10 protein-coding genes are annotated in these 13,502 nt (G+C 71.8%); 7 read left to right on the forward strand and 3 right to left on the reverse strand.

Annotated features, from left to right (window positions below; translation table 11 throughout):
- The first annotated feature begins 79 nt into the window (after positions 1-79).
- The 6 genes from ACZ4WQ_RS28115 (at position 80) to ACZ4WQ_RS28140 (ending at position 8,769) form a co-directional block, all read left to right on the forward strand.
- Positions 80-817 carry a response regulator transcription factor gene (locus ACZ4WQ_RS28115; protein WP_311726135.1) on the forward strand — a complete coding sequence of 246 codons (738 nt, stop codon included), beginning with the start codon at positions 80-82 and terminating at the stop codon, positions 815-817.
- A gap of 13 nt (positions 818-830) precedes the next feature.
- A complete protein-coding gene (locus ACZ4WQ_RS28120; protein WP_311726136.1) occupies positions 831-2,564 on the forward strand; it encodes a sensor histidine kinase in 1,734 nt (577 codons plus the stop codon).
- A 26-nt stretch (positions 2,565-2,590) separates the two neighbouring features.
- Positions 2,591-3,916, forward strand: a complete 1,326-nt coding sequence (locus ACZ4WQ_RS28125; protein WP_311726137.1) for a bifunctional glycosyltransferase family 2/GtrA family protein — start codon at positions 2,591-2,593, stop codon at positions 3,914-3,916.
- Positions 3,913-6,204, forward strand: coding sequence for an ArnT family glycosyltransferase (locus ACZ4WQ_RS28130; RefSeq protein WP_361185961.1), 2,292 nt, complete (start codon positions 3,913-3,915; stop codon positions 6,202-6,204). The genes ACZ4WQ_RS28125 and ACZ4WQ_RS28130 overlap by 4 nt, the downstream gene beginning before the upstream one ends.
- A gap of 165 nt (positions 6,205-6,369) precedes the next feature.
- The gene (locus tag ACZ4WQ_RS28135) at positions 6,370-7,896 is read left to right on the forward strand and encodes an MFS transporter (RefSeq protein WP_311726139.1); all 1,527 of its coding nucleotides are present in this window, start codon (positions 6,370-6,372) and stop codon (positions 7,894-7,896) included.
- A gap of 75 nt (positions 7,897-7,971) precedes the next feature.
- Complete coding sequence (locus ACZ4WQ_RS28140; protein WP_311726140.1) at positions 7,972-8,769, forward strand: TetR/AcrR family transcriptional regulator; 798 nt, start codon at positions 7,972-7,974, stop codon at positions 8,767-8,769.
- A gap of 10 nt (positions 8,770-8,779) precedes the next feature.
- Here the strand turns inward: ACZ4WQ_RS28140 and ACZ4WQ_RS28145 are convergent, their stop codons facing one another.
- The 3 genes from ACZ4WQ_RS28145 to ACZ4WQ_RS28155 form a co-directional block, all read right to left on the reverse strand.
- Entirely contained in the window at positions 8,780-9,637 is an 858-nt protein-coding gene (locus ACZ4WQ_RS28145) for a YceI family protein (RefSeq protein WP_358848473.1), read from the reverse strand.
- 246 nt (positions 9,638-9,883) lie between these two features.
- Positions 9,884-12,379 (reverse strand): MFS transporter, encoded by a 2,496-nt coding sequence (locus ACZ4WQ_RS28150; protein WP_468022563.1) that lies wholly within the window; start codon positions 12,377-12,379, stop codon positions 9,884-9,886.
- A 121-nt stretch (positions 12,380-12,500) separates the two neighbouring features.
- A complete protein-coding gene (locus tag ACZ4WQ_RS28155) occupies positions 12,501-12,986 on the reverse strand; it encodes a MarR family winged helix-turn-helix transcriptional regulator (protein WP_311726143.1) in 486 nt (161 codons plus the stop codon).
- Positions 12,987-13,194: 208 nt separating this feature from the next.
- On the opposite strand from ACZ4WQ_RS28155, the gene ACZ4WQ_RS28160 reads away from it, so the two are divergent.
- Entirely contained in the window at positions 13,195-13,404 is a 210-nt protein-coding gene (locus ACZ4WQ_RS28160; RefSeq protein WP_311726144.1) for a hypothetical protein, read from the forward strand.
- Positions 13,405-13,502 lie beyond the last annotated feature (98 nt).

Raw genomic sequence — 13,502 nt, forward strand, 5'->3', positions numbered from 1 at the left:
CGGGGGCGGCACAGGATTCTCAGGCTATTCACAGACAGTGGAAAGGGGACTCTCAGACGGTCACCCGAAGGTGAGAACCATGAAGGCGACCTCGCCCCATGGGCGTTCCGAGCTGCTGCGACCCGACGGGAGCCCCGTCCGGGTGCTGGTTGTGGACGATGAGTCGGCCCTCGCCGACCTGCTCTCGATGGCCCTGCGCTACGAGGGCTGGGAGGTGCGGACGGCCGGCAACGGCGCGGAGGCGCAGCGCATCACCCGCGAACTGCGCCCGGACGCCGTCATCCTGGACATCATGCTGCCCGACATGGACGGGCTCACGCTGCTGGGGCGGGTGCGCAACGAGCTTCCCGAGGTACCGGTGCTCTTCCTGACCGCGAAGGACGCGGTCGAGGACCGGATCGCCGGGCTGACCGCGGGCGGCGACGACTATGTCACCAAGCCGTTCAGCCTGGAGGAGGTCGTCGCCCGGCTGCGTGGCCTGCTGCGCAGGTCGGGGGCCGCGGCGGCGCGCAGCGAGTCGCTGCTGACCGTCGGCGACCTGGTCCTGGACGAGGACAGCCACGAGGTCTCCCGGGCCGGTCAGGAGATCCACCTGACCGCGACCGAGTTCGAGCTGCTGCGCTATCTGATGCGCAATCCGCGCCGCGTGCTCAGCAAGGCCCAGATCCTCGACCGGGTGTGGAGCTATGACTTCGGCGGCCAGGCCAACGTCGTCGAGCTGTACATCTCCTATCTGCGCCGGAAGATCGACGTGGGCCGCAGCCCCATGATCCACACCCGGCGCGGCGCGGGGTATCTGATCAAGCCGGGCGAGTAGGCGAGCCGGATCGATGGCGTTCTCCCCTGCCGCCGGTGTGCCCTCCGCGCCTCAGCCGTTCCCTGTACGTCAGCCGCCCGCGCCCCCGACGCCCGCGCCCCCGACGCGCGGCAGGCGCTCCGCGCGCCGCCGGCGCAGGCCGTGGTCGCTGCGCACCCGGCTGGTCTTCTCCGCCGTCGGGCTGATCGCCGTCGTCTGCGCCGTGATCGGCACGGTCACCACGATCGCCCTCCACACCTATCTGTACGACCAGGTGGACAAGCAGCTCACGGGCGTCGCCATGCGGGTCGCCGGCCCGCCCTTCGACCTCGGCAAGGACCCGCGGCTCGGGGACGACCGGCGTACGCAGAACATCCGCGACACCGTGGCCGGGCCCGGCCAGCCGATGGGGACGGTCGCTGCCGAGGTCGAGGACGGTGAGCTCGGCGACGGCGCGATCAGCTCCCAGCAGGAGTCGAGCACGGGTGAGCCCGATATCTCCGGCAACTACCTGACCAGTGCTCAGCGAAGGGCGCTGAGCGAGGTTCCGCGGGACGGAGCCGAACACACCGTCGACATCCCCGGCAACGGCGAGTACCGCGTCAAGTACGTCACCGGGGCCCACGGCCACTTCCTCGTCGGCATCTCGACGTCCGAAGCGCAGAACACCATCGACACGCTCATCCTCGCCGAGGTCTCCGTCACCGCCGCCGGGCTGGTCGCCGCCGGGATCGCCGGAGTGGCCATGGTCGGCATCTCGCTGCGCCCGCTGCGCCGGGTGGCGGCCACGGCCACCCGCGTCTCCGAGCTCCGGCTGCACAGCGGCGAGGTCGCCCTGCGCGAGCGGGTGCCGCAGTCCGAGGCCGACCCGCGCACCGAGGTCGGCCAGGTGGGCGCGGCCCTGAACCGCATGCTCGGGCATGTGGAGTCGGCGCTCGCGGCCCGCCAGGAGAGCGAGACGCGGGTACGCCAGTTCGTCGCCGACGCCAGCCATGAGCTGCGCACCCCGCTCGCCTCGATCCGCGGATACGCCGAGCTGACCAGACGAGGCCGCGAGGAGATCGGGCCCGACACCCGCCATGCCCTCGGCCGGGTCGAGTCGGAGGCGGCACGGATGACCGGCCTGGTCGAGGACCTGCTGCTGCTGGCGCGCCTCGACGCGGGCCGCCCCGTCGAGCGCGCGGAGCTGGACCTGTCGCCCGTGGTGGTCGACGCGGTCAGCGACGCCCGGGCGGCCGGGCCGGACCACAAATGGCGGCTGGAGCTGCCCGACGACCCCGCGGTCGTCCACGGGGACGACGCCAGGCTGCGCCAGGTCCTGGTCAACCTGCTCGCCAACGCCCGTACCCACACCCCTCCCGGGACGACGGTCACCGCGCGCGTGCTGTGGCGCGGCCCGTACGGGGCGCCGCACCCCGCTCCCTCGCCATCCCCGTATTCCGCTTATTCGGCGCCTTGGGTGTCCCTGGAGGTCGAGGACGACGGCCCGGGCATCCCGCCCCACCTCCTGCCGCATGTCTTCGAGCGCTTCGCCCGCGGCGACGCCTCGCGCTCGCGCGCCGCCGGGAGCACGGGTCTTGGCCTCGCCATCGTGCACGCCGTGGTCACGGCGCACGGCGGCGGGGTGACGGTGGACAGCGTGCCGGGCCGCACCGTCTTCGGCGTCCACCTGCCCGTCCACCTCCCCGTGGACGTCCCCGCCGACCTTCCCGTTCACCACTCCGTAACGCACTCACAGGCAGGCCACAGGCTGACCACACAGCCGTGACAGCGCCGCTCGCGAATGTCGGTCACATGCGAACTCACACACCTCTCGAGGCACCGCCCGAGACACCCCTGGAGACCTTGCCCGCTCGCGAGCACGTGACGGTCGGCCGGAGCCAGCCGGTGCTCGACGTCGTGGTCCCCGTGTACAACGAGGAGGCCGACCTCGAGCGGTGCGTGCGGCGGCTGCACGACCACCTGGCCCGCACCTTCCCGTACGCCTTCCGCATCACCATCGCGGACAACGCGAGCACGGACCGCACCCCCGAGATCTCCGCCTACCTCGACGACGCCATCGACGAGGTCACGGCGGTCCGGCTGGAGCAGAAGGGCCGCGGGCGCGCGCTGCGCACGGTCTGGTCGATGTCGCAGGCGCCGGTGCTGGCGTACATGGACGTCGATCTGTCCACCGACCTCAACGCGCTGCTGCCGCTGGTGGCCCCGCTCATCTCCGGCCACTCCGACCTGGCGATCGGGTCGCGGCTGGCGCGCAGCTCGCGCGTGGTGCGCGGCCCCAAGCGGGAGTTCATCTCGCGCGCGTACAACCTCATCCTGCGCGGCAGCCTGGCCGCCCGCTTCTCCGACGCCCAGTGCGGCTTCAAGGCGATCCGCAAGGATGTCGCCGAGCGGCTGCTGCCGCTGGTCGAGGACACCGGGTGGTTCTTCGACACCGAGATGCTGGTGCTGGCCGAGCGGGCCGGGCTGCGCATCCACGAGGTGCCGGTGGACTGGGTCGACGACCCCAACAGCACGGTCCACATCGTGAAGACGGCCACCGACGACCTCAAGGGCGTCTGGCGGGTGGGGCGCGCGCTGGCCACCGGCGCGCTGCCGCTCGACCGGCTGCGCCGCCCCTTCGGCGACGACCCGCGCGACCGCGGGCTGAGCGGGGTCCCGGGCGGGCTGGCCCGGCAGCTGGTCGGCTTCTGTGTGGTGGGCGCGCTCAGCACCCTTGTCTATCTGCTGCTCTACTCCCTCTTCCGGATGGGCACGGGCCCTCAGATCGCCAACGCGCTGGCCCTGCTGCTGTCGGCGCTCGGCAACACCGCGGCCAACCGGAGGCTCACCTTCGGCGTACGCGGCCGGGACCGGGCGGTGCGTCACCAGGCCCAGGGGCTGGTGGTGTTCGGCATCGGCCTCGCCCTGACCAGCGGCTCCCTGGCCGCCCTGGACGCCGCCGCCTCCGGCACCCCGGCGCACAGCACCGAACTGGCCGTCCTGATCGCGGCCAACCTCGCCGCGACCGTCCTGCGCTTCCTGCTCTTCCGGGCCTGGGTCTTCCCCTCCGAAGGCCCGCAGGGCGGGACCGCCACCGACCACGACCTGACCGACCACGATCCGAGGAACCCCCGATGACGACCTACGACCAGGGCCTCCGCGCAGCGGGGCCGCCGCCCCCGACTCCCCCGGCCGCGCACCACGCACGGCCGGCGGCCCCGCAGGGCTCGCGCCTGGCCCGGGCGTGGCGCGGCCGGCCGGAGGACCCGCGCTGGGCGAGGCCCGCCCTGTGGGTTCTGCTGGCCGTCACCACCGTGCTCTACCTGTGGAGCCTGGGCGCGTCCGGCTACGCGAACCAGTTCTATTCGGCGGCGGTGCAGGCGGGCAGCGAGAGCTGGAAGGCGTTCTTCTTCGGTTCCTCCGACGCCGGGAACTCCATCACCGTCGACAAGCCTCCGGCCTCCCTGTGGCCGATGGCCCTGTCGGTGCGGGTGTTCGGCCTCAGCTCCTGGGCGATCCTGGTCCCCGAGGCGCTGATGGGCGTGGCGACGGTCGGCGTGCTCTACGCGGCGGTGCGGCGCCGGTTCAGCGCGGCCGCCGGTCTCATCGCGGCGGCGGCGCTGGCGGTGACCCCGGTCGCGGCGCTGATGTTCCGGTTCAACAACCCCGACGCGCTGCTGTGCCTGCTGATGGTCTCGGCGATCTACTGCGTGCTGCGCGCGCTGGAGGACGCCCGCACCAAGTGGCTGCTGCTGGCCGGGGTCTGCTTCGGGTTCGGCTTTCTGACCAAGACGCTTCAGGCCTGGCTGATCCTGCCGCCGCTCGCCGTGGTGTACGCGGTGTGCGCGCCGGCGAAGCTCGGCAAGCGGATCCGCCAGCTGCTGCTCGCCGGGGTCGCGATGGTCGTCGCCGGCGGCTGGTGGGTGGCGATCGTCGAGCTGTGGCCGAAGTCCTCGCGCCCGTACATCGGCGGCTCGCAGGACAACAGCTTCCTGGAGCTGACCTTCGGCTACAACGGCCTGGGCCGGATCAACGGCAACGAGACCGGCAGCGTCGGTGGCGGCGGTGGCGGCGGGAACGGCGGCGGCCAGTGGGGCGAGACCGGCATCGACCGGCTCTTCAGCTCCGACATGGGCGGTCAGATCGCGTGGCTGCTGCCCGCGGCTTTCATCCTGCTGCTCGCGGGGATCTGGCTGACCTGGCGGGCCAGGCGCACGGACACCCAGCGTTCGGCGTTCCTGGTGTGGGGCGGGGCGCTGCTGATGACCTTCGCCACCTTCAGCTTCATGTCCGGGATCTTCCACCAGTACTACAACATCGCGCTCGCGCCGTACATCGCGGCGATCGTGGGCATGGGCGCCGCGATGCTGTGGGAGCGGCGGTCCACCGCCGCGGCGTCGGTGGTGCTCGCCGCCGCGGTCGCGGTGACGGCCGTCTGGTCGTACGTGCTGCTGAACCGCTCCTCCGACTGGCACCCCTGGCTGCGCTGGGCGGTGCTGATCGCCGGGCTCGCGGCGGCGGCCGGGCTGCTGGTCGCGTCGCGGCTGGGCGGGCGGCTGGCGCTGGGCGTGGCGGGTCTTGGCCTCGCGGCGTCGCTGGCCGGGCCCATCGCGTACACGCTCAACACGGTCGACACGCCGCACGGCGGCTCGATCGTCACGGCCGGTCCCGCGGTGTCGGGTGGCATGGGCGGCCCCGGCGGCGGCCGTCCGGGCGGCTTGCCGGGCGGGGGTAACGGCGGCCCGCCGGGGATGCGGAACGGCAACACCCAGGGCCAGACCGGTGGCCAGACCGGCGGTCAGAACGGCCAGCAGGGCATGGTCCCCGGTGGCGGTCAGCAGGGCGGTCAGACCGGTGGTCAGAACGGGGGCCAGAACGGCGGCTTCCCCGGCGGCGGCTTCCCGGGCGGCGGCTCGTCGCAGCAGAACGGGCAGGGCCAGAACAGCCAGGGCCAGGGCCAGCAGGGCAACAGGCAGGGCATGTTCCCCGGTGGCATGGGCGGCGAAGGCGGCCGGCGCGGCGGCGGCATGGGCGGTCTGCTCGACGGCCCGAGCGTCAGCTCCAAGGTCAAGGCCGCGCTGGAGAAGAACGCGAGTGGGTACACCTGGGTCGCCGCGGCGATCGGCTCGCAGAACGCCGCGGGCTACCAGCTCGCCACCGAGGACCCGGTGATGGCGATCGGCGGCTTCAACGGCAGCGACCCGTCCCCGACCCTCGCGCAGTTCCAGGCCTATGTGAAGCAGGGGAAGATCCACTACTTCATCGGCTCGGGCGGCATGGGCGGCATGGGCGGCGGTCCCGGGGGCGGGAACGGCACCTCGTCCAAGATCAGCTCCTGGGTTCAGGCCAACTTCAAGAAGGTCACGGTCGACGGCACCACCCTCTATGACCTGACCCAGAAGGCGTCGAAGTCCTCGAAGTCCTGACGCGGGCGAACACGCAGGTCCACGGGCCGGTGACGGAGGAATCCCCTCCGCCGCCGGCCCGTACGCATGGCCCGCCGGAAATCTCCTGTACGGCGTAGGGGGGTCGCTGTACGGTGTACATCGCTGCCCTGGCCCGTACATCGTATAAGCGCGCAAGGAGAGTCCATGACGGCGCAGACCGCCGACCCCACGTCCGACAGCCCGCCCGGTCCACCGACCGGCGGGCACCCCCAGCGCTGGCTGATCCTCGGCGTCATCTGCCTCGCCCAGCTCACCGTGTTGCTGGACAACACCATCCTCAACGTCGCGATCCCCTCCCTCACCGAGGAGATGGACGCCACCACGGCCGACATCCAGTGGATGATCAACGCCTATTCGCTCGTCCAGTCCGGCCTGCTGCTCACCGCGGGCAACGCCGCCGACCGCTACGGCCGGAAGAAGATGCTCTTCACGGGGCTCGCCCTCTTCGGGATCGGCTCGCTGGCCGCCTCGCTGGCACAGGGGCCGGGCCAGCTGATCGCCGCCCGCGCGGGCATGGGGATCGGCGGGGCACTGCTGATGACCACGACCCTCGCCGTGGTCGTGCAGGTCTTCGAGGCGAGCGAACGGCCCAAGGCCATCGGCCTGTGGGGCGCGGTCAGCTCGCTCGGGCTCGCCGCGGGCCCGCTGATCGGCGGCGCGCTCCTCGAACACTTCTGGTGGGGCTCGATCTTCCTGATCAACCTCCCGGTGGCGCTGCTCGGCCTCGTCGCCGTCGTCTGGCTGGTGCCGGAGTCGAAGAACCCCACCGGTGACCGACCCGACCTGCTTGGCGCGCTGCTGTCCACGATCGGCATGACCGGCGTCGTCTTCGCCATCATCTCCGGGCCCGAGCACGGCTGGACGTCCCAGCGGGTGCTGCTGTCGGCGCTGGTGGGTGTAGTGGTGCTGGCGGCCTTCGCGCTGTGGGAGAGCCGCATCCCCTACCCGATGCTGGACATGCACTTCTTCCGCGACCGCCGCTTCGTGGGCGCCGTCGCGGGCGGCATCCTCGTCGCCTTCGGCCTGGGCGGCTCGATGTTCCTGCTCACCCAGCATCTCCAGTTCGTGCTCGGCTACGACCCGCTGGGCGCGGGCCTGCGCACCGCTCCGCTCGCCCTGGTGATCGTGGTGCTCAACCTCACCGGAGTCGGCGCCCGGCTGCTGCCCAAGCTCGGCACCCCGGCCACGATCCTGTGCGGCATGGGGCTGCTGGCCGTGGGACTGGCCCTGATCGCGACGCTCGGCGCCGACGAGTACAGCGGGATGCTCCTCGGCCTTGTGGTCATGGGCTCGGGCATCGCGATCTCCATGCCCGCGATGGCGACGGCGATCATGTCGGCGATCCCGCCGGAGAAGGCGGGGGTGGGCGCGGGCGTCAACGGCACGCTCACCGAGTTCGGCAACGGCCTGGGCGTGGCCGTCCTCGGCGCGGTCCTCAACTCCCGGTTCGTCGGGCTGCTGCCCGCGGTCGCCGTCGGGGCGGGCTCGCTCCCGGCCGCCTACGCGTCGGCGCGCACCGACGAGGACCGGGCCGCCGTCGCGGACGCCTTCGCCTCCGGTGTGCACACCAGCCAGCTGGTCGGAGCGGTCGCCGTACTGGCGGGCGGCGCGCTGACGGCGCTGCTGCTGCGCCGGGCCGAGCGATCTTCACAAGAGACCTCGGCGGCATAGCATCGGGTAGTAAGACGCCATCGGCCGCGCGCCCCAGCCGCGCGGCCCTGGCGCATGGAAGAAGGAGAGCGCGCCATGGCGACAGGCAGCCGGGTCATCCGTCCGCGGACCAGCATCTGGCTCTCCGAGCGCAAGGCCCCGAAGCGCAAGGCGGAGCAGCAGCCGTCCGGGCTCGACCATGTGAAGATCGTCGCGGCCACGGTCCGGCTGCTGGACGCCGAGGGGCTCGCCGGGTTCTCGATGCGCCGGCTGGCGGCCGAGCTGGAGGTCACCGCGATGTCGGTCTACTGGTACGTCGAGACCAAGGACCAGCTTCTCGAACTCGCCCTCGACACGGCCATGGGCGAGATGTCGCTGCCCGCCGGGAGCCTGGGCCCCGTCGAGGGCTATGAGCACCTGGAGCCGCCCCAGGAGCGGGACTGGCGCGACCAGCTGCGCCAGATCGCCTCCGAGTACCGCAGGCTGCTGGTCGCCCACTCCTGGGTCCCCCCGCTGCTGGGGGAGTACATGAACATCGGGCCGAACGCCATGGCCTTCTCCACCGCGGTGCAGCGCGTGTTGCGCGACAGCGGCCTGCCCGCCTCGCAGGTGCCGGGCGCGCTGGCCCTCGTGTTCCAGTTCGTCTACGGCTTCAGCACCATCGAGGGCCGCTTCGCCGCCCGCTCCCGCGCCGCGGGCATCACCCAGGACGAGCTCTTCGCCGAGACGATGGCCAGTATCGAGGGCCGCCCGGAGTTCGACGAATCGCGGGCCGTGATGGAGGCCCGGGGCGGCTCCACCGTCCAGGAGATGCGCGAGCGGGACTTCACCTTCGCCCTGGACTGCGCCATCGTCGGCATCGAGGCCCTCCGCGACGCAGGCGGCCAGGACTGACGGCGGCGCCTCAGACGCCCGGCAGCTCCGTGCCCTGGACGGCCTGGACATCCAGCTCCACCCGCAGCGTCGTGCCGATGGCGGCTATGCCCGCCGCGACCACCTGGTTGTAGTTCATCGCGAAGTCCTCGCGGTGCAGCTGCGCCGTCGCGCGGAAGGCCGCCCGCACCCCGCCCCACGGGTCGGGGCCCGTCCCCAGGTACGTCAGGTCCAGGTCCACCTCCCGGATCACGCCGTGCAGGGACAGCTTGCCGTGCACCGTCCAGCGGTCCGCGCCGGCCGGGGTCAGCCCGGTGCTCTGGTACGTCAGGACCGGGAACCGCTCCACGTCGAGGAAGTCGGCCGACCGCAGATGGCCGTCCCGCATCCCGTTCCCCGTGTCGATGCTCGTGGCCTGGATGACCGCCTCGACCCCGGACTTCTCGATGTCTTCGGCTATCTCGATCCGCCCGCTGAACTCCGTGAACCGGCCGCGCACGCTGGAGATGCCCAGATGCTGGGCGACGGCCCCCACCGTCGAGTGCGCCGGGTCGATCGTCCACGCGCCGGGCGGCGGCAGCTCCACCCCGCCCTGCCGCGCCAGCACCACGGTGCCGACATCGGCGCGGCCCGAGGCCGTGACGATCGACGTCGAGGCGGCGGGGGCGTAGCCCACGGCCGTGGCGATGACCGTGTACGGCCCGGGCGGCAGCGGCTCCCGCGTGCGCACCGCGCCGTTCTCGTCGGCCTGGGCGCGCAACACCTGAGCGCCCGTCATGTCCGTGACGGTCAGCACGGCGTGCTGCACCGCCCAGCCGTCGCGCGTGCGGATCTGGGCGCGCAGCCCCCCGCCCGCGCTTCCGCCCGTTCCTGCTGCTGTGGTCGTCATGCCGCCTCTCGCTCTCGCTCCCGTTTCCGTCAGGGCTGTCTCGTCTGTGCTGTCCGGTGTCTATGGGGTGTCTTGGTGCGCCGGACCCGGACGGCGGTGTCAGGCCGTCCCCTGCCTGGCAGGTCTTCACCTGCTATACACCGCCGCCGGGTTCCGGGTTCCGGGCCCGGCGCTCCGGCGCCGTCCCGGCCGGGGCCGGGGCGCGTCTCCGCTCTGCGCGCCCCGGCCCCGGGGTCCTCAGCCTTTTCAGTCGAGGGGGTGGGCGAGCTCGACGTCGTGTCCGTCGACCCCCTGCCCCTGGACCGTCAGCGCCCCCGCGACCGGCGGGTAGCCGCTCGCGATGACCGTGTAGTCGCCCGCGTCCAGGTCGGTGAAGGCGTACGCCCCGTCCTCCCCGGTCGTCGCGGTGGCGACCACGTTCCCGGCCGCGTCCACCAGCGTGACCCGCGCGTCCGGCAGCGGCCGCCGGTCGGCACCGGCCCGCACCACGCCCTGCACCCGCGCACCGGCCTGGAGCGCGATCTCGACCCGGGTCAGACCCTGGGCGCCGACGTCGACGGGCAGCGCGGCGGGCCGGAACCCGGCGGCGTTGACCGCGACCGTGAAGGTCCCGGGGACGAGCTCCTCGAAGCGGAAGTCGCCGCGCTCACCGGTCTTGCCGGTGGCCAGCACCTCGCCGCGGACATCGGTGATCACGACCATGGCCGCCTCGACCGGCTCCCTGTCGGAGGCGCCGTGCACGGTGCCCGCCAGGCCGCTGGTCGCCGCCAGTACGACGTCGAAGGCGAGCGGCTCGTCGCCGACCACGACGGTGGACGCCTGCGGCTGGTGGCCGTCGGCGGCCGCGATCAGGACGTAGGTGCCGGAGCCCGGCGCGTCCAGCGCGAACGAGCCGTCGACGTGCGCCACCGAACGGCCCAGCTGCCGCCCGTTCAGCGAGATCAGCGTGACCGCGGCGCGCGGGACGGCGGTGCGGTCGGCGTTCCGTACGAAGCCGTGCACGCCCTGCCGGGGGTGGTGGCCGTCGCCGCCATCAGCGACAGAGGCAAACGCGGCGAGCCGCTGCGGAACGGTCGCGTCCGTCAGGGCGTACTCCGACGCGGTGTCGGACGAGTCGGCGGCCGGCGCGCCCACGAGCGCGGGCTCCGGCTGCTGCACGGCGGCCGGTTCCTGGTCCGCCGGGGTGCCCGCGGCCGCGGCCGGGGTCTCGACGGCGTCCTCGGAGGAGGCGGCCTGGGAGCCGGACCGGGTCTTCAGCGGGACCTCCTTGATGAACAGCGTGAAGACGAAGGCCAGCAGCGCGGCCCCGGAGGCGTACAGGAAGACATCCGCGATGCCGTGGCCGTACGCGCTCTCCATGACGGTGCGGATCGGCGCGGGGAGCTTGTCCAGGTCGGGGATTCCGCCGCCGCCGGTGCCGCCGTGGCCCAGGGCCTGGCCCTTGGGGCCGAGCTCTGCCAGACCCTCCTTGACGTAGTGGGTGACGCGGTTGCCGAGCACGGCGCCGAGCGCCGAGACGCCGACCGCACCGCCCAGGGAGCGGAAGAAGGTCACGACGGCGCTGGCCGCGCCCAGGTCCTGCGGGGCCACCTGGTTCTGGGTGGCCAGCACCAGGTTCTGCATCATCATGCCGATGCCGAGGCCCATGAGCGCCATATAGATGGCCAGGTGCCAGTAGGGCGTGTCGTACCGCATGGTGCCCAGCAGCCCCAGGCCCGCGGTCACCAGCACACCGCCGGCGACCAGCCAGGCCTTCCAGCGGCCGGTCTTGGTGATGACCTGGCCCGAGACGGTCGAGGAGATGAACAGGCCGCTGATCATCGGGATGGTCATGACGCCGGACATGGTCGGCGACTTGTCGCGCGCCAGCTGGAAGTACTGGCTGAAGAAGACGGTCCCGGCGAACATCGCGATACCGACGAACAGCGAAGCGATCGAGGCGAGGGCGATCGTCTTGTTGCGGAACAGGCGGAGCGGGATGATCGGCTCGCTCGCCTTGTTCTCGATCAGGAGGAAGATCAGTCCGAGGGCGATCGAGCCGCCGACCATCGCGTAGGTCTGCCAGGAGACCCAGTCGTACTTGTCACCCGCGAAGGTCACCCAGATCAGCAGCAGCGAGACCGCGGCGCTGATGAAGAAGGCACCGGACCAGTCGACCTTGACCTGCCGCTTCACGACCGGCAGCTTCAGGGTCTTCTGGAGCACGATCAGCGCGATCACGGCGAACGGCACACCGACGTAGAAGCACCAGCGCCAGCCGAGCCACGAGGTGTCGGTGATCACGCCGCCCAGCAGCGGGCCGCCGACGGTCGCCACCGCGAAGGTCGCGCCGAGGTAGCCGCTGTAGCGGCCGCGCTCGCGCGGGGAGATCATCGCGGCCATCACGATCTGTGCGAGGGCCGACAGACCGCCCACGCCGATGCCCTGCACCACACGGCAGGCGATCAGCATGCCCGCGTTCTGCGAGAGACCGGCGACCACCGAGCCGGCCACATAGATGACCAGCGATATCTGGACCAGGAGCTTCTTGCTGAACAGGTCGGAGAGCTTGCCCCACAGCGGGGTGGTGGCGGTCATCGACAGCAGGGCGGCGGTGACCACCCAGGTGTAGGCGGACTGGCCGCCATGGAGGTCGGCGATGATCTCCGGGAGGGCGTTCGAGACGATCGTCGAGGAGAGGATCGCGACGAACATGCCGAGCAGCAGCCCGGACAGCGCCTCCATGATCTGCCGGTGGGTCATCGGTGCCGTCGAGCCGGAGTCGTGGCGGCCGTGGTGGCCTCCGCCACCGTGCTTGGCATGGGCGGGGTGCCCCGCGGGTCCCCGCACACCGCCGTCCGGTGTGGTCGTTGCCATGAAGTTCCTATCGTTGCGTTGGTGTACGGGTGGTGCTCTCGTCGATCAGCTGGGGAACCCGGGATCTGGTGTCACCGAAGCTCGTCCGCAGCCGGGCGAGTAGTTCGTTGAGGCGGCCGACGTCGTCGTCGGACCAGTCGCTCAGACAGGCGGCGAGCGCCTGTGTATAGCGCTCGGACACCTCGCCGAGCAGCTTCTCGCCGCTGGCGTTGATGCTCAGCAGCCGCGACCGGCGGTCCAGTGGATCCGGGTGCCGGTCGATCCAGCCGCGCTCGGCGGCGTGGGCGACATGGCGGCTCGTGACCGACATGTCGATGTCGAGCAGCTCGGCGAGTTTGCTCATGCGCATCTCGCCGTAGCGGCTGAGCAGCATGAGGACGATGGCCGAGCCGGCCGCGCAGTCTTGGGGGAGGACACGCGACAGCCCTCGCTTGACGGTGCCGATGGCGCTGAGTTGCCGTGCCAGCTCCTCGTACTGACTCCGTGCTGCCATGGCGCCTCCAGAGCTATCGGTTGCTTAGGGCAACCATAGATAAGTTAGTTGCTATAGGCAAACGAAATCGGGCTTCGCAGAGTAAATTGCCCGCAAAGGCTCGCTCAGGGGTCGGTCAAGAGGCCGGTCTGTGGTGCGGGAGGGGTGTGTGGGGGTGTTGGGGACCGGGGGTGTGCGGGAATCCGCTCATTCGCTAGGGTCGTGGGCCATGGCGAACAACCCCCAAGGTCCTGAGGGCAACTACGACCCGGCCGGCTCGACCCAGATGTTCCGGGCCTTCGTCGACGACGAAGGCGGCGGGCGGCAGCAGCAGGCGGCCGCTCCCTCCGCCTCCGGCGGTCCGCGGATCGGTGTGATCGTCGGTGTGATCGTCGCGATCGCCGTCGTCGCCGGAGTCGCCTGGCTGGCTCTGGCCTGATCCCCGTCCGGTCCCGGGGCGCGGTCCCTGGGTCGGGCCTCGGGCCAGGGGTGTCCGGCGGATCTTTCCCCACCCCGCCCCTTCCCGCAGTCTCGATG

This window comes from Streptomyces sp. NPDC028305, from assembly GCF_055569495.1.

Excerpts from the sequence above, each read along its gene's own strand:
- ACZ4WQ_RS28140 (WP_311726140.1), top strand. The coding sequence starts at position 7,972 with ATGGCGACAGGCAGCCGGGTCATCCGTCCGCGGACCAGCATCTGGCTC.
- ACZ4WQ_RS28120 (WP_311726136.1), top strand. The coding sequence starts at position 831 with ATGGCGTTCTCCCCTGCCGCCGGTGTGCCCTCCGCGCCTCAGCCGTTC.
- ACZ4WQ_RS28155 (WP_311726143.1), bottom strand. The coding sequence starts at position 12,986 with ATGGCAGCACGGAGTCAGTACGAGGAGCTGGCACGGCAACTCAGCGCC.
- ACZ4WQ_RS28115 (WP_311726135.1), top strand. The coding sequence starts at position 80 with ATGAAGGCGACCTCGCCCCATGGGCGTTCCGAGCTGCTGCGACCCGAC.
- ACZ4WQ_RS28125 (WP_311726137.1), top strand. The coding sequence starts at position 2,591 with ATGCGAACTCACACACCTCTCGAGGCACCGCCCGAGACACCCCTGGAG.
- ACZ4WQ_RS28160 (WP_311726144.1), top strand. The coding sequence starts at position 13,195 with ATGGCGAACAACCCCCAAGGTCCTGAGGGCAACTACGACCCGGCCGGC.
- ACZ4WQ_RS28145 (WP_358848473.1), bottom strand. The coding sequence starts at position 9,637 with ATGACGACCACAGCAGCAGGAACGGGCGGAAGCGCGGGCGGGGGGCTG.
- ACZ4WQ_RS28130 (WP_361185961.1), top strand. The coding sequence starts at position 3,913 with ATGACGACCTACGACCAGGGCCTCCGCGCAGCGGGGCCGCCGCCCCCG.
- ACZ4WQ_RS28135 (WP_311726139.1), top strand. The coding sequence starts at position 6,370 with ATGACGGCGCAGACCGCCGACCCCACGTCCGACAGCCCGCCCGGTCCA.
- ACZ4WQ_RS28150 (WP_468022563.1), bottom strand. The coding sequence starts at position 12,379 with ATGACCCACCGGCAGATCATGGAGGCGCTGTCCGGGCTGCTGCTCGGC.